The sequence below is a fragment of the Yersinia sp. Marseille-Q5920 genome (assembly GCF_946902935.1).
Lineage (GTDB): Bacteria > Pseudomonadota > Gammaproteobacteria > Enterobacterales > Enterobacteriaceae > Yersinia > Yersinia rochesterensis.
In genome coordinates this window covers 75,168-96,542 of record NZ_CAMPQA010000008.1, presented here as the reverse complement: position 1 = coordinate 96,542, position 21,375 = coordinate 75,168, and the positions used below count along the sequence as shown (strand labels likewise).

Genomic DNA, 21,375 nt, shown 5'->3' with positions numbered 1-21,375 from the left:
TTATGGTTGATTATCAGGGTAAAAAAGTGGTCATTATCGGGCTGGGGCTAACCGGCCTTTCCTGCGTTGATTTCTTTATGGCGCGCGGCGTTACGCCACGTGTTATGGATACCCGTATCAATCCGCCGGGTTTGGATAAATTACCCGAAAGTGTCGAGCACCATGTGGGTGACTTGAACCCACAGTGGTTATTGGATGCTGATTTGATTGTCGCCAGCCCCGGTATTGCGCTGGCACATCCTGCATTGAGTGAAGCGGCAGATGCGGGTGTCGAAATTGTCGGTGATATCGAACTGTTCTGCCGTGAAAATCAGGCACCAGTGGTGGCTATTACGGGATCTAACGGTAAAAGCACTGTGACCACGCTGGTTGGTGAAATGGCGAAAGCCGCCGGTTGGCAGGTTGGGGTCGGCGGTAATATTGGTGTTCCGGCGCTGACATTATTGCAACAGCTGACCACGCAAAAACAAGAAAATCAATTGGTGGTGTTGGAGTTATCCAGCTTCCAGTTAGAAACTACCGCCAGCCTGCGAGCTAGCGCTGCCACTATATTGAATGTCACGGAAGACCACACTGACCGTTATCCGTTCGGTTTGCAGCAATATCGCGCAGCTAAACTGCGAGTGTATGAAAACGCTAAAGTTTGTGTTGTGAATGCCGATGACGCGCTCACCATGCCAGTGCGTGGTGCGGATAGCCGCTGTATCAGCTTTGGGGTGGATGTCGGAGACTACCATCTGAATAAGCAGCAGGGCGAAATCTGGCTGCGGGTTCGCGGTGAGAAAGTGCTCAATACCCGAGAAATGAAATTGAGCGGGCGACATAACTACACCAATGCGCTGGCCGCACTGGCGCTGGCGGATGCTGTCGGTATTCCGCGCTCATCAAGTTTGACCGCGTTGACCACCTTCACCGGTCTGCCACACCGTTTCCAATTGGTGCTTGAGCGCAATGGCGTGCGTTGGATTAATGATTCCAAAGCCACCAATGTGGGCAGCACCGAAGCGGCACTGGATGGCCTACAAGTGGATGGCACTTTGCATCTGTTATTAGGTGGCGATGGGAAATCAGCGGATTTCTCTGGTTTAACTCGCTTCCTCCAGGGCGACCAGATCAAGATTTATTGCTTTGGCCGCGATGGTAAGCAACTGGCTGAGCTGCGCCCGGAAGTTTCTCAACTGACGGAGACCATGGAGCAGGCTATGGCACTGCTGGCGAAATCATTAGCACCGCGAGACATGGTGTTGTTGTCGCCCGCCTGCGCCAGTTTGGACCAATTCCGCAGTTTCGAGCAACGCGGTGATGAATTTGCTCGTCTGGCAGAGGAGTTGGGCTGATGCGTATGCCGGGGCTGGGGCTGTTCAATACCGTAAAACATTTTGTGATGGGGTCGCGCGAAAGCGATACCACCAGCATGGTGCTTTACGACAGAACCTTGCTGTGGCTGACATTTGGCTTGGCGATTATTGGTTTTGTGATGGTGACGTCGGCTTCGATGCCGATTGGTCAGCGTTTGGCCAGTGACCCCTTCCTGTTTGCTAAGCGCGATGCACTGTATCTTGTGCTGGCCTTCGGTTTATCGCTGGTGACTTTGCGCATCCCAATGGCGGTTTGGCAGCGCTACAGTAATATTATGTTATTGATTTCAATAGTGTTGCTGTTGGTGGTTTTGGTGGTGGGTAGCTCAGTCAACGGGGCATCACGCTGGATTTCACTGGGGCCGCTACGCATTCAGCCAGCTGAATTATCCAAACTGTCGCTGTTTTGTTATCTCGCCAGTTATCTGGTGCGTAAAGTTGAAGAGGTTCGCACTAACTTCTGGGGCTTCTGTAAGCCAATGGGCGTAATGGTTATTCTGGCGGTATTACTGCTGGCGCAGCCCGATTTAGGTACCGTGGTGGTGCTGTTTATCACCACGCTGGCCATGTTGTTTCTGGCTGGCGCAAAAATGTGGCAGTTCCTGGCGATTATCGGCTCGGGTATTTTTGCTGTTTGCCTGTTGATTGTGGCGGAACCTTACCGTATGCGCCGGGTAACTTCGTTCTGGAACCCATGGGAAGATCCTTTCGGCAGCGGTTACCAGCTGACCCAATCACTGATGGCTTTTGGTCGCGGTGAGTTTTGGGGGCAAGGGCTGGGGAATTCAGTGCAAAAACTGGAATATTTACCGGAAGCACATACTGACTTTATTTTCGCGATTTTAGGTGAGGAGCTCGGGTATTTCGGTGTGGTTCTTGCATTGTTAATGGTATTCTTCGTCGCTTTTCGTGCTATGTCCATTGGGCGTCGCGCTTTAGAGATAGATCAGCGATTTTCCGGCTTTTTGGCCTGCTCGATTGGCGTTTGGTTTAGCTTCCAGGCGCTGGTTAATGTTGGGGCTGCCGCTGGAATGTTGCCTACTAAAGGTTTGACTTTACCCCTGATAAGTTACGGTGGTTCGAGCCTGATTATTATGTCAACGGCCATCGTGTTGTTGTTACGCATTGATTTTGAAACACGTTTGGCTAAAGCCCAAGCGTTTGTAAGGAGTGCCCGATGAGTAGGGAAACCAAGCGTTTAATGGTGATGGCCGGTGGCACTGGGGGGCATGTCTTCCCCGGTTTGGCCGTGGCACATCATTTAATGGCGCAGGGCTGGCAGGTGCGTTGGTTAGGCACCGCAGATCGAATGGAAGCGTCATTGGTACCCAAAAACGGCATTGAGATTGATTTCATTGAGATTTCTGGTTTACGTGGCAAGGGGCTGATGGCCCAACTGACCGCCCCGGTGCGTATTTATCGCGCGGTGCGTCAGGCGAAGAAAATCATGCGTGATTACCAGCCAGATGTGGTGCTGGGAATGGGCGGTTATGTTTCTGGCCCCGGTGGTTTAGCTGCATGGCTGTGTGGCATCCCGGTGGTATTACATGAGCAAAACGGCATTGCGGGGTTGACCAACCGCTGGTTGGCCAGAATCGCGAAAAAAGTTTTACAGGCATTTCCAGGGGCATTTCCTCATGCCGATGTCGTGGGTAATCCGGTGCGCACCGATGTATTGGCGCTGCCATTACCGGCCGAGCGTTTGCATGGCCGTGAAGGGCCGATTCGGGTGTTAGTCATCGGGGGCAGCCAAGGTGCGCGGGTACTGAATCAAACCTTGCCGCAGGTTGCCGCGACATTGGGTGAGCAGATAACTGTTTGGCACCAAGTGGGTAAAGGCGCTTTGCCCGATGTCCTGCAAGCTTACCAGCAAGCAGGGCAGGGTGATAAGCACCAAGTTGTTGAGTTTATTGATGATATGGCCGCCGCCTATGCTTGGGCTGATGTGGTGGTTTGCCGTTCGGGCGCGTTGACGGTCAGCGAAGTGGCTGCGGCAGGGTTACCGGCGATTTTCGTCCCTTTCCAGCATAAAGACCGGCAGCAATATTGGAATGCATTGCCGTTGGAGAAAGCGGGGGCGGCGAAAATTATCGAGCAACCGCAATTTACAGCGCAAGTGGTCAGTGGCCTGTTGGCTGATTGGGATCGTGCAACTTTATTGACGATGGCCGAACGGGCAAGAACCGTGGCTATCCCAGATGCCACTGAGCGAGTGGCCGCCGAAGTGGTCGCTGCCAGTAAGTGATACTGAAAAGATAGTGACTAAAAAGATAGTTATCGCTCGCATTTATGCGGGCTGCGAATATGTAACAGACAAAAAAGTGAAGAAAAACGTGAATACACAACAATTAGCGAAACTACGAACTATCGTGCCCGAGATGCGTCGCGTCCGGCACATTCACTTTGTTGGCATCGGTGGTGCTGGCATGGGTGGTATCGCTGAAGTGTTGGCAAACGAAGGCTATCAGATTAGCGGTTCAGATTTGGCTCCCAACCCGGTAACTCAGCATTTGGCTTCATTGGGCGCACAAATTTATTTCCATCACCGTCCAGAAAATGTGCTGGATGCCAGTGTGGTGGTGGTTTCAACGGCAATTTCTGCGGATAACCCCGAGATTGTCGCAGCTCGCGAGGCGCGTATTCCGGTGATCCGCCGCGCAGAAATGTTGGCTGAACTGATGCGTTATCGCCATGGGATTGCTGTTGCTGGTACGCACGGTAAAACCACCACGACGGCGATGGTTTCCAGTATTTATGCCGAAGCGGGTCTGGACCCAACATTTGTCAATGGCGGTTTGGTTAAAGCGGCGGGCACCCATGCGCGTTTGGGCTCCAGCCGTTACTTGATTGCAGAAGCCGATGAGAGTGATGCGTCATTCCTGCATTTGCAGCCGATGGTCGCCATTGTTACCAATATCGAAGCCGACCATATGGATACTTATCAGGGCGACTTTGAGAACTTAAAGCAGACCTTTATTAACTTTTTGCACAACTTGCCATTCTATGGCCGTGCCGTGATGTGTATCGACGATCCCGTGGTGCGCGAGTTATTGCCGCGTGTTGGTCGCCATATTACCACTTATGGTTTCAGCGATGACGCCGATGTGCAGATTGCCAGTTATCGGCAAGAAGGCCCACAAGGGCACTTCACACTGAAACGTCAGGATAAACCGTTGATGACGGTGACCCTGAATGCACCGGGTCGTCATAACGCACTGAACGCTGCTGCAGCGGTTGCAGTAGCAACCGAAGAAGGCATCGAAGACGATGACATCCTGCGCGCGCTGGTCGGGTTCCAAGGGACAGGTCGCCGTTTTGATTTCCTCGGTAACTTCCCGCTGGCACCGGTCAACGGCAAAGAAGGCAGCGTTATGCTGGTGGATGACTATGGTCATCACCCAACAGAAGTGGATGCCACAGTTAAAGCGGCGCGTGCCGGTTGGCCGGATAAACGTATTGTGATGGTTTTCCAACCGCACCGTTATACCCGAACGCGTGATTTGTATGACGACTTTGCCAATGTGCTGTCGCAAGTTGATGTTTTACTGATGTTGGATGTGTACGCCGCCGGTGAACCACCGATCCCAGGTGCTGACAGCCGCTCGTTATGCCGTACTATCCGCAACCGTGGCAAACTGGACCCGATTTTGGTGTCAGACAGTGACACTGTCCCGGAAGTATTAGCGCAAGTGCTGAATGGCGATGACCTGATTCTGGTCCAAGGCGCTGGTAACATTGGTAAAATTGCTCGTAAATTGGCTGAGCTTAAATTGCAGCCACAGACAAAAGATGAGGAACATCATGGCTGATAAAGTTGCGGTACTGCTGGGTGGAACCTCTGCTGAACGTGAAGTTTCATTGCTATCGGGCCAGGCGGTTTTAGCCGGTTTGAGAGAAGCCGGTATCGACGCCCATGGGGTAGATACCAGAGACTTCCCGGTCACTCAATTGAAAGAACAGGGTTTTAATAAGGTCTTTATTGCTCTGCATGGCCGTGGTGGCGAAGACGGTACATTGCAAGGTGTGTTGGAGTTCCTGCAACTGCCTTATACCGGCAGCGGCGTGATGGCTTCGGCCCTGACCATGGACAAATTGCGCACCAAATTGGTGTGGCAAGCCTTAGGTTTGCCAATTTCGCCTTATGTGGCGCTGAACCGTCAACAGTTTGAAACACTTTCGTCAGAGGAATTAGCGGCATGTGTCGCTAAGCTTGGTCTGCCTTTAATCGTTAAACCAAGTCACGAAGGCTCTAGCGTGGGCATGAGTAAAGTTGACCGGGCTAGCGAATTGCATGCTGCTCTGGTTGAAGCTTTCCGTCATGACACCGATGTGCTGATTGAAAAATGGTTGAGCGGCCCGGAATTCACGGTCGCTATCCTTGGCGAGGATGTTTTACCGTCCATCAGGATTCAAGCACCCGGTGTGTTTTATGATTATGAAGCCAAGTATCTGTCTGATGAAACACAGTATTTCTGCCCAAGCGGTTTAAGTGTTGAGTTAGAGCAACAATTAGCAGAATTAGCATTACAGGCTTATCAGGCGCTAGGTTGCAGCGGTTGGGGCCGGGTTGATGTCATGCAAGACAGCGACGGCGGTTTTTATCTGCTGGAAGTGAATACTTCACCGGGGATGACCAGCCACAGTTTAGTGCCAATGGCAGCCCGCCAATATGGGTTGAGTTTTTCCCAGTTGGTGGCCCGAATTCTGACGTTGGCTGACTGATATGTCGCAAGCTGCTCTGAATGCGCGTGAACGCGCGGCTGAAAACAGCGCAGCCCGGCGCAGTAACGGAGGCCAATTAGCGGGGCTGATTTTCCTGCTGATGGTCTTGGGAACAATACTGTGGGGTGGTTGGGTCGTGGTGGGGTGGATGAAAGATGCCAGCCGATTACCCCTGTCGAAGCTGGTAGTGACGGGCGAGCGCCATTACACCACCAATGATGATATTCGCCAGGCGATTTTATCATTGGGCGCACCGGGTACCTTTATGACGCAGGATGTGAACATCATCCAGCAGCAGATTGAACGGTTACCCTGGATTCAGCAGGCCAGCGTACGCAAACAATGGCCGGATGAGCTGAAAATCCATCTGGTGGAGTATGTGCCTTTTGCCCGTTGGAATGATTTGCATATGGTTGATGAGCAGGGGCGGTCATTCAGTGTGCCGTCCGAGCGAGTCGGCAAACAGACATTGCCATTGCTGTATGGCCCGGAAGGCAGTGAACAGGATGTTCTGGAAGGCTACCGGGCAATAAATAAAGTATTAGCGGCCAATAAGTATCAGCTAAAAATGGTGGCGATGAGCGCCAGGCATTCTTGGCAGTTGGCCTTAGATAATGATGTTCGGCTGGAGCTGGGACGGGATAACCGGATGGGGCGTTTACAACGTTTTATTGAGTTATATCCGATGTTGCAACAGCAGCCAGATAAACGGGTCAGTTATGTTGATTTGCGATATGAGACAGGGGCAGCAATAGGTTGGGCTCCGGTATTTATCGGCAGTCAGGGTGGTGAGCCACCGGTAAATGGCCAGCAGAACAGTAATCCGCAACAGAATCAGGCACAGGCAAAACAACAATGATCAAGTCGACGGACAGAAAACTGGTAGTAGGTCTTGAGATCGGAACGGCAAAGGTCTCCGCATTGGTAGGGGAAGTTCTGCCCGATGGCATGGTCAATATTATTGGGGTAGGCAGTTGCCCATCCCGTGGCATGGATAAGGGTGGGGTTAACGACCTTGAATCGGTAGTGAAATGCGTACAGCGCGCTATCGATCAGGCAGAGTTAATGGCAGATTGCCAGATTTCATCTGTTTATTTGGCATTATCGGGTAAACATATCAGTTGTCAGAATGAAATAGGGATGGTTCCTATTTCAGAAGAGGAAGTAACTCAGGAAGATGTAGAGAACGTAGTGCATACCGCGAAGTCGGTACGTGTGCGTGATGAACATCGCATTCTGCACGTTATTCCGCAGGAATATGCCATCGATTATCAGGAAGGCATCAAAAATCCTGTCGGTCTTTCTGGCGTGCGGATGCAGGCCAAAGTGCACCTGATTACCTGCCATAACGATATGGCGAAGAATATTGTTAAAGCGGTGGAACGTTGTGGTCTGAAAGTGGACCAACTGATTTTCGCCGGTTTAGCCGCAAGTTATGCAGTATTGACCGAAGATGAGCGCGAGCTGGGTGTCTGTGTGGTCGACATCGGCGGTGGCACCATGGATATGGCGGTTTATACCGGTGGGGCGTTGCGCCACACCAAAGTTATCCCTTACGCCGGGAACGTGGTCACCAGTGATATTGCGTACGCTTTCGGGACACCGCCAACAGATGCGGAAGCGATTAAAGTTCGGCACGGCTGTGCGCTCGGGTCGATAGTCAGCAAGGACGAAAGTGTAGAAGTGCCAAGTGTTGGCGGACGTCCTCCTCGTAGTCTGCAAAGACAGACGCTCGCAGAGGTTATAGAACCACGCTACACCGAGTTGCTGAATTTAGTTAATGACGAGATTTTACAATTGCAGGAGCAACTGCGTCAGCAAGGCGTGAAGCATCATCTGGCAGCCGGTATCGTGCTGACGGGCGGAGCAGCACAAATTGATGGTCTGGCTGAATGCGCGCAACGGGTATTTCATGCCCAAGTGCGAATCGGCCAGCCGCTCAACATCACCGGGCTGACGGATTATGCACAGGAACCCTATTACTCCACTGCTGTTGGGTTATTGCATTACGGTAAAGAATCTCATCTCAGTGGTGAGTCAGAAGTAGAAAAACGTGCCTCAGTGGGCAATTGGTTTAAACGTATCAATAGCTGGCTGAGAAAAGAGTTTTAATGTTTCAACAAAGAGATCATGCTGAACATATTTTTTGATCTCGAAGCGACAGGCACAAAACGGAGAGAAACTATGTTTGAACCTATGGAACTAACCAATGACGCGGTGATTAAAGTCATCGGCGTCGGTGGTGGCGGTGGTAATGCCGTCGAACACATGGTGCGCGAGCGCATCGAAGGTGTTGAATTCTTCGCCGTTAATACAGACGCTCAAGCGCTGCGTAAGACGGCTGTTGGCCAAACCATCCAGATTGGTAGCGGTATTACCAAAGGTTTGGGTGCTGGCGCGAACCCAGAAGTGGGCCGCAATTCAGCTGAAGAAGACCGTGAAGCTCTGCGCGCAGCCCTTGAAGGCGCGGACATGGTCTTTATTGCAGCAGGTATGGGCGGTGGTACTGGTACTGGTGCTGCTCCTGTTGTTGCTGAAGTAGCAAAAGAACTGGGTATTCTGACAGTTGCCGTGGTTACTAAGCCTTTCAATTTCGAAGGCAAGAAGCGCATGGCATTCGCTGAGCAGGGTATTGCTGAATTGTCCAAGCATGTGGACTCACTGATCACTATTCCGAACGACAAGTTGTTAAAAGTTCTGGGTCGTGGCATCTCTTTACTGGATGCATTCGGTGCTGCTAACGACGTATTAAAAGGCGCTGTTCAGGGGATCGCCGAGCTGATTACCCGTCCAGGTCTGATGAACGTCGACTTTGCTGACGTGCGGACTGTGATGTCTGAAATGGGTTATGCCATGATGGGCTCCGGTGTGGCTTGCGGTGAAGATCGTGCGGAAGAAGCCGCAGAAATGGCGATTTCCAGCCCGTTGCTGGAAGATATCGACCTGTCTGGCGCCCGTGGCGTGTTGGTCAACATCACTGCTGGTTTCGATTTGCGTTTGGATGAATTCGAAACTGTGGGTAACACCATTCGTGCATTTGCGTCCGACAATGCGACCGTGGTTATCGGTACTTCGTTAGACCCAGAAATGAACGACGAACTGCGCGTAACTGTGGTTGCAACCGGTATCGGCATGGATAAACGCCCTGAAATTACGTTGGTTACCAACAAGCAGACTCAGCCTGTTATGGACCACCGTTACCAGCAGCATGGCATGTCACCTTTACCTCAGGAAGTTAAGCCTGCGGCTAAAGTGGTCAATGACCCAACTGCTCAAACCAATAAAGAGCCCGATTATTTGGATATTCCGGCGTTTTTGCGTAAGCAAGCCGACTAATTTCCGAAAAAATTGGAATCTCCGCTCTTTGTGCTAAACTGTCCCGCCGATCTTGTTATAAGCTTGGTCGGTAGGATGGATAACATTGCGAGATAAAACGATGATCAAACAAAGGACTTTAAAACGTATTGTTCAGGCGACAGGCGTCGGTTTGCACACCGGTAAGAAAGTCACACTGACAATGCGACCCGCGCCGGCTAACACCGGGGTCATCTATCGTCGCACTGACTTGAATCCACCGGTCGATTTTCCGGCAGATGCAAAATCCGTGCGTGATACCATGCTCTGTACTTGCCTGGTCAATGAGCATGACGTGCGTATTTCTACTGTTGAGCATCTCAACGCTGCTCTGGCAGGGTTAGGGATTGATAACATTATTATTGAAGTTAACGCTCCCGAAGTACCGATTATGGACGGTAGTGCCAGCCCATTCGTGTACTTGCTGCTGGATGCGGGTATCGAAGAGTTAAACTCTGCGAAGAAATTCCTGCGTCTGAAAGAGACTGTGCGGGTTGAAGACGGTGATAAATGGGCTGAATTGTCTCCATTCAATGGATTCCGTTTAGATTTTACCATTGATTTTAATCACCCGGCGATTGACTCCAGTACGCAGCGTTACCGTTTAGATTTCTCGGCCGATTCATTCGTCCGTCAAATCAGCCGTGCGCGTACTTTTGGTTTCATGCGCGATATCGAATATTTACAGTCCCGTGGTTTGTGCCTGGGCGGTAGTTTCGATTGTGCCATCGTGGTAGATGATTACCGCGTGCTGAACGAAGATGGCTTGCGCTTCGAAGATGAATTTGTTCGTCACAAAATGCTGGATGCCATCGGCGACCTGTTTATGTGCGGCCATAATATAATTGGCGCATTTACTGCGTACAAATCTGGTCATGCATTAAATAACAAGCTATTGCAGGCTGTTTTAGCTAAGCAAGAAGCATGGGAATTTGTGACGTTCCAAGACGAAGCCGAAATGCCATTGGCGTTCAAAGCTCCGTCTACGGTATTAGCTTACTAAAGCTACTTATCATTATCACTTTTGGTTGCGTTGGCACTCTCTCCGGCCAACGCAGCCAATCGTTCCAATATTGTCCTCAATTTCTCAGGGCTACGGCTCGCTAATCCTCTTAATTCCTTAGCGCTTTCCAAACTTAAATGACGTAATGGCGGCGATTTCTCAGGATTTTGCGATGACTTTGCGGCATCTTGCGTAATGTTATGGCCTTTGGCCATTAACGACGGATTAATCCTGATGTCGATTGAAGACAATGATGGTAGAATTTGTGCTCGTAGTGCGGAGAGTAAAGCGGGTTGTTCATAACGTAAGCGCATTAACCAGCTGGCGTTGGCGGTCTCTAGCACTAAAACACTCTGTCGATAGTTGGCAACACGGCACCACGGCTGCAATTGTGAAGGGAGCAATCCTTTTACCGCACGGTTAAGTTTTAACAGTGCAGTAGCGCGTTGTTGTACGTTATGCAGCGGCCCGTTTTCAGCTGCAATGGCATCATCGAACAGGACATCTAATAATTGTGGGCGGCTTTCACGCATTGACAAGGCTCCGGCGGATTTTAAACTCGTGATCGGTATTCTAAATCGTTGGCGACAATTTGGCAGACGTTATTTCTGGCCGCATCTCCTGTTGGGGATGGTCGCGGCGAGTCTTGGCGTGCCATCAAACCTGTCTGGCGTTCCAGATCAAGCAGCAATACCGAACACATCATCAAGCCAAAGCCGTCAGAATTACGGTGCGACAAACTTTAACAGTTTGGCATTGCTGCATGATATGCATCGTCGCCCTTCATTCAGCGTAGACTATTGGCAACAGCATGCACTGCGCACGGTTATTCGTCACCTTTCATTTGCATTGGCACCTCAAGCAGCCTACGCACGGGTACAAGAAGTAGCTGAAGCCGAACAAGTAGAACCATCACAAATTCAGCAGCTTGCACTATTGAATACGCTGAATGCGCTACTGACCCACGAGTTCAAACCTCCCACTATTATTCGCTATACTGAGCAGGTTAAACGGCCTGTTCTTTCGTTACATAAACCTGGGCTTTGGCTTGCGCAAGTGCAAGGTATCCGTGCCGGGCCTGCCAATCTAATTTAGTTATCTTCTTGATTTATATAAATTTATACAACCTTTGGCCACCGGTTTGGTGGTCTTGTAAGAGATATTGAGAATCATGCTAATCAAATTATTAACCAAAGTTTTTGGCAGTCGTAACGATCGCACACTGCGCCGTATGCGCAAAGTGGTTGAGCTTATCAACCGCATGGAGCCTGAAGTTGAAAAACTGACAGATGCTGAATTACGCGCTAAAACTGATGAGTTTCGTGAGCGCTTGGCAAAAGGTGCCGTGCTGGAAACCCTCATCCCTGAGGCTTTTGCCGTTGTGCGCGAAGCCAGTAAACGTGTATTTGGCATGCGTCACTTCGACGTCCAGTTGCTCGGCGGTATGGTACTGAACGAACGATGCATCGCAGAAATGCGTACTGGTGAAGGTAAAACGCTGACTGCAACTCTGCCAGCTTACCTGAATGCATTGAGTGGCCGTGGCGTTCACGTGGTTACCGTCAACGACTATTTGGCTCAGCGCGACGCCGAAAATAACCGTCCATTGTTTGAGTTCTTGGGGCTGAGTGTAGGTATCAACTTGCCGAATATGGCAGCGCCAGCTAAGCGTGCTGCTTATGCCGCAGATATCACCTATGGCACAAACAACGAATTTGGTTTTGACTACCTGCGCGATAATATGGCCTTCAGTCCTGAAGAGCGCGTGCAACGCAAACTGCATTATGCGCTGGTGGATGAGGTCGACTCCATCTTGATCGATGAAGCCCGTACCCCACTGATTATCTCTGGCCCAGCTGAAGATAGTTCGGAGATGTATATTCGGGTTAACAAACTGATTCCAAAGCTGATTCGTCAGGAAAAAGAAGACTCAGATAGCTTCCAAGGTGAAGGCCATTTCTCTGTGGATGAAAAATCACGTCAGGTACATTTGACTGAACGCGGTTTGATAAAAATTGAAGAAATGCTGGTAGAAGCGGGCATTATGGAGGAAGGCGAATCTCTGTATTCACCGGCCAACATTATGTTGATGCACCATGTAACCGCCGCTTTGCGCGCCCACGTACTGTTTGCCCGTGATGTTGACTACATTGTGAAAGACGGTGAAGTTATCATTGTTGATGAACACACCGGCCGTACCATGCAAGGCCGCCGTTGGTCAGATGGTTTGCATCAGGCGGTTGAAGCAAAAGAAGGCGTGGAAATTCAGAACGAAAACCAGACGCTGGCTTCCATTACTTTCCAAAACTACTTCCGTCTCTATGAGAAACTGGCCGGTATGACCGGTACAGCGGATACCGAAGCATTCGAATTTAGCTCGATTTACAAACTCGATACCATTGTTGTGCCAACTAACCGCCCTATGATCCGTAAAGATCTGGCAGATTTGGTCTATATGACCGAACAAGAGAAAATCGGCGCAATTATCGAAGATATCCGTGAGCGGACTGCGAACGGCCAGCCGGTGTTGGTGGGTACCATCTCGATTGAAAAATCCGAAGTGGTCTCTGCTGAGTTAACTAAAGCGGGCATTGAGCATAAAGTTCTGAACGCCAAATTCCACGCAATGGAAGCGGAGATCGTTTCTCAAGCGGGTCAAGCGAGTGCAGTAACCATCGCCACTAACATGGCGGGTCGTGGTACCGATATCGTGTTGGGGGGGAGCTGGCAGAGTGAGATTGCTTTGCTGGAAGATCCAACTGAAGAGCAAATTACTGCTATCAAAGAGGCATGGCAGATTCGCCATGATGCGGTGCTGGCCTCAGGTGGCCTGCATATCATTGGTACCGAGCGCCATGAGTCACGCCGTATCGATAATCAGCTACGTGGTCGTGCGGGTCGTCAAGGTGATGCCGGTTCTTCACGCTTCTACCTGTCAATGGAAGATGCTCTGATGCGTATTTTTGCCTCTGACCGTGTGTCTGGCATGATGCGTAAATTAGGGATGAAGCCGGGCGAAGCTATTGAGCACCCATGGGTAACTAAAGCTATCGCCAATGCGCAACGTAAAGTTGAAAGCCGCAACTTCGATATTCGTAAGCAATTACTTGAATATGATGATGTCGCCAGCGACCAACGTCGGGCTATCTACAGCCAGCGTAATGAGCTGTTGGACGTGTCTGATGTGAGCGAAACCATCAATAGCATTCGTGAAGATGTATTCAAAACGGTTATCGACAGCTACATTCCAACCCAGTCACTGGAAGAAATGTGGGATATCGAAGGCTTGGAACAGCGTCTGAAAAATGATTTCGACCAGGATATGCCAATTGCTCAATGGTTGGAAGATGAGCCACAACTGCACGAAGAAACATTACGTGAACGTATTCTTCAAAGAGCAATTGAGGATTATCACCGTAAAGAAGAGGTTGTTGGCTTCGATATGATGCGCAGCTTCGAAAAGGGTGTGATGTTGCAAACGCTTGATTCCTTGTGGAAAGAACACTTGGCGGCGATGGATTATCTGCGTCAGGGGATCCATTTACGTGGCTACGCGCAGAAAGATCCTAAACAGGAATATAAGCGTGAATCTTTCGCAATGTTCGCGGCAATGTTGGAATCACTGAAATATGAAGTGATCAGCGTGTTGAGCAAAGTACAAGTGCGGATGCCTGAAGAAGTTGAAGCACTGGAAGTACAACGTCGCGAAGAAGCCGAACGTTTGGCTAAGCAGCAGCAACTCAGCCACGAATCTGATAACAGTGCGCTGATGTCGCAAGAAGAAGCCAGTGTTGCAGCTAGCCTTGAGCGCAAAGTTGGGCGTAATGATCCGTGCCCATGTGGTTCAGGTAAGAAATACAAACAGTGCCACGGTCGCCTGCAATAATATTTTAGGTAATGATTAGCATTGATGATGAGGGCGGCTTAAAAACCGCCCTTTATTTTGACCTTTTTTGTCCATCTATTTTAGGACGGATTATTTTAGAACAGATAAAAGAAGGGTGTTCCAGCCAGCATTTATGCACTGTTCAGGAGATAACAAATTGAAGCACTTACACATCGCGGTAGGGATTATTCGCAACGCCCAGCAAGAGATTTTTGTTACTCAGCGTGCTGCTGATTCCCATATGGCCGGTTTTTGGGAATTCCCTGGCGGCAAGATTGAGCAAGGTGAAACGCCGGAACTCGCCTTAAAACGTGAACTGTTAGAAGAAACTGGAATTGTGGTGAAAGAGGCTGTTTTGCTTAAAGTGTTGGAACACACTTTTACTGACCGTATCGTAACATTACATTTCTATATGGTCGAAATGTGGGATGGTGAACCCTTTGGTCGCGAAGGGCAGCCGATGCGTTGGGTGAAGCAATCTGAACTGTTGGCTGAGGAGTTTCCACCCGCGAATGTGGCTATTATTGAATTACTTACAGCATAGACCTTATGAATGAAGTGGAGCAAAACGCCGTTTGCTCCATCTGGTCAGGCCGTGATTATCAGTGCTGAAGAGGGTCTTCCTCACTCCATTCATCACTGTCAGATAATTCACCACTGCTGGAAATTCGTTTTTCTTCGTCTGCCCATTCACCTAAGTCAATAAGTTGACAGCGTTTGCAGCAAAATGGGCGATAAGGGCTTTGTTCACCCCAGATAACTAACTTCCCACAGGTGGGGCAGTTAACTTCAATAACTTCAGTTTCCATGTTTTCTCCTTATACCTTTCATCTTTCAAGTTGGCTGCACTCACTCACCCGAATCACTTACCGCTGTATGCTCATCGGGATTAATGAGCCTCATCCTTGAGGCTCACCCTAAGGGCTAGCATAAATGCTGTTCAAATCGGTTCCCGACCGATTTGTCTCTCGTTTGCCGCTTTCCTGCATCTTGAAATCTATTGGGTATAACAATTTTTATCTCAGCAACAGGCTAATTCAAACGATAAACGTGCCGGCACGGTACCATTTTCACTGTCGAGAGGTAAGAAGCGAATGGCATATCTGGTCTTATGACCGGAAATCTGGGGATAGAGCTGTGGGTCTAGCGGCAGACGTAATCTAAGTAAGTCCGCACCTTCTGCATTGTCTTGGAAGAAGCCATTCAAACTGATTTGTGCGCGCAGTGGGCCAGATTGGCGAATTAACTCCAAAATGATGGTCAGCGACTGATTGAGAGGCGTTAAGCTTTCAAGCAATTTACTAATATGCTGGTTACGCTGTTGCTCTGGCTGGTGCAGCCAGGTATGTAAAGTCGGTAAATCAAAGCTACAACAGCCGCCAGGAATACTCAGGCGTTGGCGAACAACACTGATTAAACGATCTTCTTTTAATGATTGCCCAATACGTGGCGCAGACATTAATACTGAGGCTCGGTTTTTTAACTGGCCGCGTAGAGAGTCCACCAGTGACATATCAACACCGGGCATATCACTCCATTGCTGTAACTTTTGTTGCTGGCGTTCAAGTTCTTTAAGTAAATCAGTGCGTACTTCACCGCGCTCAAGGACATCAATTAAATCAGATGCAGTACGGAAAAAGGTTAGTGCACTGGCAATATTATCTAACGAACGTTGGCTTTCTAATTGTTGTAGTAAAAACTCCATTCTCAGCCAGGTACGCATTTTTTCATTAAGCGGATGTTCAAAAAGTATTGTTGAGGTGAGGTCACTCATTGGTGTAGATCCTGTTGGGTCGCCGCTGCCAATTTTAAATACTGCTGGTGTAATGAAGCAACTTGCGGGGCGATAATTAATGGATCGCCGCTATTGTCAATAATATCATCAGCACAAGCCAGCCGTTGCTGCCGTGAAACCTGTGAAGCTAAAATATGTTCTGCCTGTTGGCGGGTAATACCATCTCTCGCCATCGTCCGGGCGAGTTGTATTTCAGGTGCAACATCTACTACTAACACACGATTGGCTCTGTGATGTAAACCATTTTCAACTAACAAGGGAACAACCCAAAGAACGTACGACTCATCAATACTGGCGAGTTGGCGTTGAGTTTCCTGTTGAATCAGTGGATGTAACAATGAATTTAACCATGCTTTTTCCTGCGGCTCACTGAAAATTTTCTCGCGCAATACAGCCCGGTTTAATGCGCCATCGGCCTGTAAAATCACTTCACCATAACGGGAAACAATAGCGGCTAATGCAGGCATGCCCGGTTCAACCACCTGACGGGCAATAATATCAGCATCAACACGAGGCACTCCGAGATTAGCGAATGCATCTGCTACAGTACTTTTGCCGCTGCCAATCCCGCCGGTGAGAGCCACAATATAGGTCATTGCCTAGCCTTGCATACTGTTAGTGAGTAGCAGAATTGTATCTGAAAGCAGGAGGAAAGGCATAGTAAGCTATGCATTCTGTTTGAGCTATATAGAAAAATAAGTGAAGTGAATACAGTGATAAAAAGAGTCATCGCTATTCTTCAGGTAATTTGTGGGATTGTAGCGTAAATAAAGGTGGATTCGCAGTCTTGTCGTAGAATTATTCATGCGTATGATAGCTTCACTGGGATGGCGTGATTTACGCCCGATCACATTTTGCGATCTATCGCCAATAACCAGGAAATAATAAGCCATGCGTATTGAAGAAGGTTTGAAGTTAGGCTTTAAAGATGTGTTAATCCGTCCTAAACGTTCAACACTGAAAAGCCGCTCGGAAGTGGAGCTGGAGCGCCAGTTTACTTTCAAACATTCAGGTTGGAATTGGTCCGGTGTACCTATTATCGCCGCTAATATGGACACTGTTGGCACCTTCCGCATGGCCGAAGTCCTGGCATCATTCGATGTTCTAACCGCAGTTCATAAACACTACACTGTTGAACAGTGGGGCGAGTTTGTGAAGCGTGTTCCTGAATCCGTGTTACGGCATGTCATGGTCTCTACCGGGACTTCCTCCGCCGACTTCGACAAAATGAAACAAATTTTAGCGTTATCACCCGCGTTGAAATTTATCTGCATTGATGTGGCTAATGGTTATTCAGAGCATTTTGTCTCTTTCTTGCAAAAAGCTCGAGAAGCTTGCCCTGATAAAGTGATTTGTGCCGGCAATGTTGTGACTGGTGAGATGGTAGAAGAGCTTATCCTCTCGGGCGCAGACATTGTTAAAGTTGGGATTGGGCCAGGTTCGGTTTGCACCACTCGCGTAAAAACAGGCGTCGGCTATCCACAGTTGTCAGCGGTTATCGAGTGTGCTGATGCAGCACATGGCTTGGGTGGACAGATTGTCAGTGATGGCGGTTGCTCAGTACCCGGTGATGTCGCGAAAGCGTTTGGCGGCGGTGCTGATTTTGTTATGTTGGGCGGTATGCTAGCTGGGCATGACGAGTGTGAAGGCCGAGTTGTTGAAGAGAATGGCGAGAAATTTATGCTGTTCTACGGTATGAGCTCTGAATCTGCTATGAAGCGTCATGTCGGCGGTGTTGCTGAGTACCGTGCCGCAGAAGGCAAAACGGTTAAATTGGCATTACGTGGCTCCGTTGATAACACCATTCGCGACATTATGGGTGGTTTGCGTTCTGCTTGTACTTATGTAGGGGCTTCGCATTTAAAAGAACTGACTAAACGCACCACTTTTATTCGTGTAGCTGAACAAGAAAACCGAGTGTTTGGCAGTAACTAATTCCGGGTTATTGAGCACAGCTAACGCATATTCAGCTTGAAGTATGACGGGCATATTTCTTGATATAAAAAGGGGCGTAAACCAACGCCTCTTTTTAATAAAATGACACTAGATAATCTTCTCTAATAGCATCATTTTACCCGATGACATCCCCTAACTGGAATATCGGTAAATACATCGCTATCACTAAAACCCCCACGATAGTGCCAATAATTAGCATCAAAAGTGGTTCCAACATCTGAGTAAGATTGTCAGCCAAATCCTGTGTTTGCTGTTGGTGCCAACTGGCGAGTTTCTCTAACAGCACATCAAGTGCGCCAGATTCTTCACCTACACGAACCATTTGTTGGCATAGGGGGGGAAATAGAGAGTGCTGATAGAGGGTCAAATACAATGGAACTCCTTGATTGATTTGTTTTTGAATTCCTCTCAATGCTTGCTTATAACTGTCGTTATTGATGGCACGAAGTGCGGCATCTAATCCGGCCGTCAGTGGTAACCCTGCGTGTTGAGTAATAGCCAGTGTTTGGAAAATTTGGCTAAGACAACTGCCGCGTATCAATGCTGATATTAGCGGAAGGCGTAATAAAAGCTTTTGCTCCCATAGTTGGCAGTAAGTTCGATGTTTCCGTACATATAAATAGCTAATAAAAAATGATGTTAATAATATAGCGAGATATGGCCCATAAGCAGTAAGAAATGCCGATATTAACAGCAAGGTGGCAGTCAGCGCCGGTAATGGTGTGTCGAATGATTGATAGATTTGTGCAAACTCAGGGAGCACCAAAACTAGCATGATGATACTGACAGCTAATGCAATAACGCAGACAAACGCCGGATATTTAAGCGCTTTAATCACTTTCTTTTGTAATGCTTGTTGCTGTTCCTGATGCTGTACCAACTGAGTACAGCATTGTTCAAGATTACCCGTCAACTCCCCCATCGCAATGACGGGGGGATATAATTGAGGGAATGTGTGAGGATAATGCGCCATTGCTTCAGATAATGATTGCCCCTGTGAAACTTCCTGACTTATCTCCTGTAATAAACATTGCCAAGGTAAGGCATCCATTTCTTTCGCCAATAATTGCAAACAACTCACTAATGGTAAGCCCGCTTGCAACAACGTCGCTAATTGGCGAGTTACAGTGATCAGACGCTCTCCTCGCCAATAGCTCATCGATAACCGTTTCCCGCTTTTAATACCTAGTGGCTGTAATCCATGGCGGAACATATGTTCATAAACGATATTTTTTTCTGTTGCCAGTAATACACCTGTTTGCAACTGCCCCGAATTGTTAATTGCTTTCCAGCTAAATAAGCGTTGATAGTTCATGGCGTTGCCTCTGCTTCTGTCAAAAAACCGACAACACGATTAATTTCACTGAGAGTGGTCATGCCGCTTTCGACTAATGCCAAACCTGCCGAAAGTAATGTGATTTGTTTTTGTTCCTGTGCGATTTGGGCTAGCTCTGACGGGCTGGCGTTATTGAGCAAAGCTTGTTGGATTGGTGGTGTTACATTTAACATTTCATAAATACCGATTCGGCCATAATAACCGGCGCAACAGTGTTCACAACCCACGGCAATATAGTGTTGCAGTGGGTTCTCCCACACATTTTTTGGAGCTTGGAAAGGGGCGGGTGATGTTTGGCGGCAATGTAGGCATAATTTGCGGACCAATCGCTGGGCGATGACTAATGTTAGGCTGGAGGCAATTAAATGGCGTGCTACGCCCATTTGTGTCAGACGTATCAGTGTTTCAGCCGTGGAATTGGTATGCAGTGTTGAAAGTACCAGATGCCCTGTTAGAGCCGCTTTAACCGCTATTTCTGCCGTTTCGTTATCCCGAATCTCACCTAGCATAATCACGTCGGGATCCTGTCGTAGCATCGCACGCAAGACACTGGAAAAATCTAACCCAATCTTACTGTTAGTTTGCGTTTGATTGATGCCATTAACCTGGATCTCAATAGGATCTTCAACACTACAGATATTTATCTGCGGCTGATTGAGTTGATCCAGGCTGCAGTAGAGGGTGACGGTTTTCCCGCTGCCAGTTGGCCCAGTGACCAAAATCAAACCCTGTGGGGCTGATAGCGCTTGGGTTAACTGTTGGTGGGCCGCGGGGGTTAGCCCCAACTTTTCCAGTGTAGGTTGTTGTTGCATATTGAGGATACGCAGCACGACTTTTTCACCGTATTGCACGGGGAGAGTCGCTATTCTCATCGAGTAGCGGATGCCGTCTAGCATTAGAGCCAATTGACCATCTTGTGCTAACCGTTTTTCAGCAATGTTCAGCTTGGACATAACCTTTAGGCAACTGCTAATACGACTGGATAATTCGACCGCTGGTGGCGGAGATTCATGTAATACACCATCAATTCTTAGGCGAATACGATAGTGATATTGGTAAGGTTCGAAATGGATATCTGATGCACGTTTCTGAATCGCTAGCCTAAGTGTTTGAGTTATAAATTGAACAACAGGTATATCACTTTCATTATCAAGTAATGTGTCATCCGAACCTTGTTGCTCTGGGTTTGGCGATAGTGATTTTTTCCGTTCTCTGTTTTGTTGGGATATGTCGTAATGGGCTTCTGTAGATTTTATTTTTTTACTTAAGCGGCCTTTTACTGATGGGGCCAAGTTTAATGATTGTTCAATCTTGGCTTCTGGCCAGTTTTCCACCTTGATTTTACGGCCACAAGCAAAACGCAACGCAGCTAATAACTCCTCATTTACGGGGCCAGATGACGCGATGGTTAGGCTTTTACCATCGAGTTTTAAGGCTATTGACCTATGGCGGCGGCAAAGCGTGTGTAATTCACTGTTTATTGTCTCAGATGGATACTTCATGAATTCAGTCATGAGTTAGTCCTTATCATTGAAACGAAACACTGCTTTGCAGTTATCAATAATACTGTCATTTGTTGCGGCACATGTTTTTGTCCAGACGATATTTCCACTCTTATTTATTGTTGGCGACATAACCAGAGTCAGATTGACGAGTGTTTGCTGGCCTGTAAATGTAATGATGCCTTTATCAATGGTCGTAGCGCTAATATAGCGGGATGATCCCCCCGTAGGAATGCCATGACTCCCGCCATTACAGCTATCAAGGCTGGCATGTTCCAGAGCACAAAGCTCTATTGCCATTTTGTAAGGAACCATGGTTTGTAACATATCGGTGAGCGCTGCTTTTTGGATATAACGCTGATAGGAAGGAATACCCACTCCACTGAGAACCGCAATAATGGCAATCGCAACCATCAATTCAATTAATGTAAAACCTCGTTGATTAGTCATTTGACACTCTCCA

General features: G+C 48.5%; 20 protein-coding genes. 13 read left to right on the top strand and 7 right to left on the bottom strand.

The features are described 5' to 3' along the window. Nucleotides 1-2: 2 nt before the first annotated feature. The 9 genes from murD to lpxC all read left to right on the top strand — a co-directional run bounded on the left by murD (nucleotide 3) and on the right by lpxC (nucleotide 10,437). Entirely contained in the window at nucleotides 3-1,337 is a 1,335-nt protein-coding gene (gene murD, locus OVO64_RS13090) for a UDP-N-acetylmuramoyl-L-alanine--D-glutamate ligase (RefSeq protein ID WP_038636291.1), read from the top strand. Further along, on the top strand, nucleotides 1,337-2,539 hold the full coding sequence (gene ftsW / locus OVO64_RS13085) for a cell division protein FtsW (protein ID WP_038636288.1): 1,203 nt from the start codon (nucleotides 1,337-1,339) through the stop codon (nucleotides 2,537-2,539). Before murD ends, ftsW begins: the two co-directional genes overlap by 1 nt. Next, a complete protein-coding gene (gene murG, locus OVO64_RS13080; protein WP_050291601.1) occupies nucleotides 2,536-3,603 on the top strand; it encodes an undecaprenyldiphospho-muramoylpentapeptide beta-N-acetylglucosaminyltransferase in 1,068 nt (355 codons plus the stop codon). The genes ftsW and murG overlap by 4 nt, the downstream gene beginning before the upstream one ends. A gap of 88 nt (nucleotides 3,604-3,691) precedes the next feature. Continuing rightward, complete coding sequence (gene murC / locus OVO64_RS13075) at nucleotides 3,692-5,167, top strand: UDP-N-acetylmuramate--L-alanine ligase (RefSeq protein WP_038639821.1); 1,476 nt, start codon at nucleotides 3,692-3,694, stop codon at nucleotides 5,165-5,167. Then, the gene (locus tag OVO64_RS13070) at nucleotides 5,160-6,080 is read left to right on the top strand and encodes a D-alanine--D-alanine ligase (RefSeq protein WP_145509753.1); all 921 of its coding nucleotides are present in this window, start codon (nucleotides 5,160-5,162) and stop codon (nucleotides 6,078-6,080) included. The genes murC and OVO64_RS13070 overlap by 8 nt, the downstream gene beginning before the upstream one ends. 1 nt (nucleotide 6,081) lies before the next feature. Beyond that, nucleotides 6,082-6,939 (top strand): cell division protein FtsQ, encoded by an 858-nt coding sequence (ftsQ, locus tag OVO64_RS13065; protein ID WP_038636280.1) that lies wholly within the window; start codon nucleotides 6,082-6,084, stop codon nucleotides 6,937-6,939. Then, complete coding sequence (gene ftsA / locus OVO64_RS13060) at nucleotides 6,936-8,192, top strand: cell division protein FtsA (protein ID WP_002210431.1); 1,257 nt, start codon at nucleotides 6,936-6,938, stop codon at nucleotides 8,190-8,192. Before ftsQ ends, ftsA begins: the two co-directional genes overlap by 4 nt. 72 nt (nucleotides 8,193-8,264) lie before the next feature. Continuing rightward, nucleotides 8,265-9,416, top strand: a complete 1,152-nt coding sequence (gene ftsZ / locus OVO64_RS13055) for a cell division protein FtsZ (protein ID WP_004389003.1) — start codon at nucleotides 8,265-8,267, stop codon at nucleotides 9,414-9,416. 100 nt (nucleotides 9,417-9,516) lie between these two features. Further along, nucleotides 9,517-10,437 (top strand): UDP-3-O-acyl-N-acetylglucosamine deacetylase, encoded by a 921-nt coding sequence (gene lpxC, locus OVO64_RS13050; RefSeq protein WP_004389005.1) that lies wholly within the window; start codon nucleotides 9,517-9,519, stop codon nucleotides 10,435-10,437. 2 nt (nucleotides 10,438-10,439) lie between these two features. Here the strand turns inward: lpxC and OVO64_RS13045 are convergent, their stop codons facing one another. Further along, the gene (locus OVO64_RS13045) at nucleotides 10,440-10,970 is read right to left on the bottom strand and encodes a DUF721 domain-containing protein (protein WP_038636277.1); all 531 of its coding nucleotides are present in this window, start codon (nucleotides 10,968-10,970) and stop codon (nucleotides 10,440-10,442) included. 28 nt (nucleotides 10,971-10,998) lie between these two features. Between OVO64_RS13045 and secM the strand changes: the two genes are divergently transcribed. The 3 genes from secM to mutT all read left to right on the top strand — a co-directional run bounded on the left by secM (nucleotide 10,999) and on the right by mutT (nucleotide 14,867). Next, complete coding sequence (gene secM, locus OVO64_RS13040) at nucleotides 10,999-11,532, top strand: secA translation cis-regulator SecM (protein ID WP_032819152.1); 534 nt, start codon at nucleotides 10,999-11,001, stop codon at nucleotides 11,530-11,532. A 76-nt stretch (nucleotides 11,533-11,608) separates the two neighbouring features. Further along, nucleotides 11,609-14,323: a preprotein translocase subunit SecA gene (secA, locus tag OVO64_RS13035; RefSeq protein WP_038636274.1), complete on the top strand. Its 2,715-nt coding sequence runs from the start codon at nucleotides 11,609-11,611 to the stop codon at nucleotides 14,321-14,323. 157 nt (nucleotides 14,324-14,480) lie between these two features. Then, the gene (gene mutT, locus OVO64_RS13030) at nucleotides 14,481-14,867 is read left to right on the top strand and encodes an 8-oxo-dGTP diphosphatase MutT (RefSeq protein WP_038636270.1); all 387 of its coding nucleotides are present in this window, start codon (nucleotides 14,481-14,483) and stop codon (nucleotides 14,865-14,867) included. Between the two features lie 58 nt (nucleotides 14,868-14,925). On the opposite strand, the gene yacG is transcribed toward mutT, so the two are convergent. The 3 genes from yacG to coaE all read right to left on the bottom strand — a co-directional run bounded on the left by yacG (nucleotide 14,926) and on the right by coaE (nucleotide 16,714). Next, nucleotides 14,926-15,132, bottom strand: coding sequence for a DNA gyrase inhibitor YacG (gene yacG / locus OVO64_RS13025; protein WP_038636268.1), 207 nt, complete (start codon nucleotides 15,130-15,132; stop codon nucleotides 14,926-14,928). A gap of 212 nt (nucleotides 15,133-15,344) precedes the next feature. Then, nucleotides 15,345-16,097, bottom strand: coding sequence for a cell division protein ZapD (gene zapD / locus OVO64_RS13020; protein ID WP_038636266.1), 753 nt, complete (start codon nucleotides 16,095-16,097; stop codon nucleotides 15,345-15,347). Next, nucleotides 16,094-16,714, bottom strand: coding sequence for a dephospho-CoA kinase (gene coaE, locus OVO64_RS13015; protein ID WP_038636264.1), 621 nt, complete (start codon nucleotides 16,712-16,714; stop codon nucleotides 16,094-16,096). Before coaE ends, zapD begins: the two co-directional genes overlap by 4 nt. 295 nt (nucleotides 16,715-17,009) lie before the next feature. Here coaE and OVO64_RS13010 point away from each other — a divergent pair, with 295 nt between their 5' ends. Then, entirely contained in the window at nucleotides 17,010-18,053 is a 1,044-nt protein-coding gene (locus tag OVO64_RS13010; protein WP_038636263.1) for a GMP reductase, read from the top strand. Between the two features lie 136 nt (nucleotides 18,054-18,189). On the opposite strand, the gene hofC is transcribed toward OVO64_RS13010, so the two are convergent. From hofC to ppdD, 3 genes are read right to left on the bottom strand one after another with little or no spacing between them, the layout of a single operon-like run. Beyond that, nucleotides 18,190-19,389, bottom strand: coding sequence for a protein transport protein HofC (hofC, locus tag OVO64_RS13005; protein WP_145509598.1), 1,200 nt, complete (start codon nucleotides 19,387-19,389; stop codon nucleotides 18,190-18,192). Further along, entirely contained in the window at nucleotides 19,386-20,924 is a 1,539-nt protein-coding gene (gene gspE / locus OVO64_RS13000; RefSeq protein WP_038636259.1) for a type II secretion system protein GspE, read from the bottom strand. The genes hofC and gspE overlap by 4 nt, the downstream gene beginning before the upstream one ends. Nucleotides 20,925-20,927: 3 nt before the next feature. After that, nucleotides 20,928-21,362 (bottom strand): prepilin peptidase-dependent pilin, encoded by a 435-nt coding sequence (gene ppdD / locus OVO64_RS12995; RefSeq protein ID WP_038636257.1) that lies wholly within the window; start codon nucleotides 21,360-21,362, stop codon nucleotides 20,928-20,930. Between the last annotated feature and the right edge of the window lie 13 nt (nucleotides 21,363-21,375).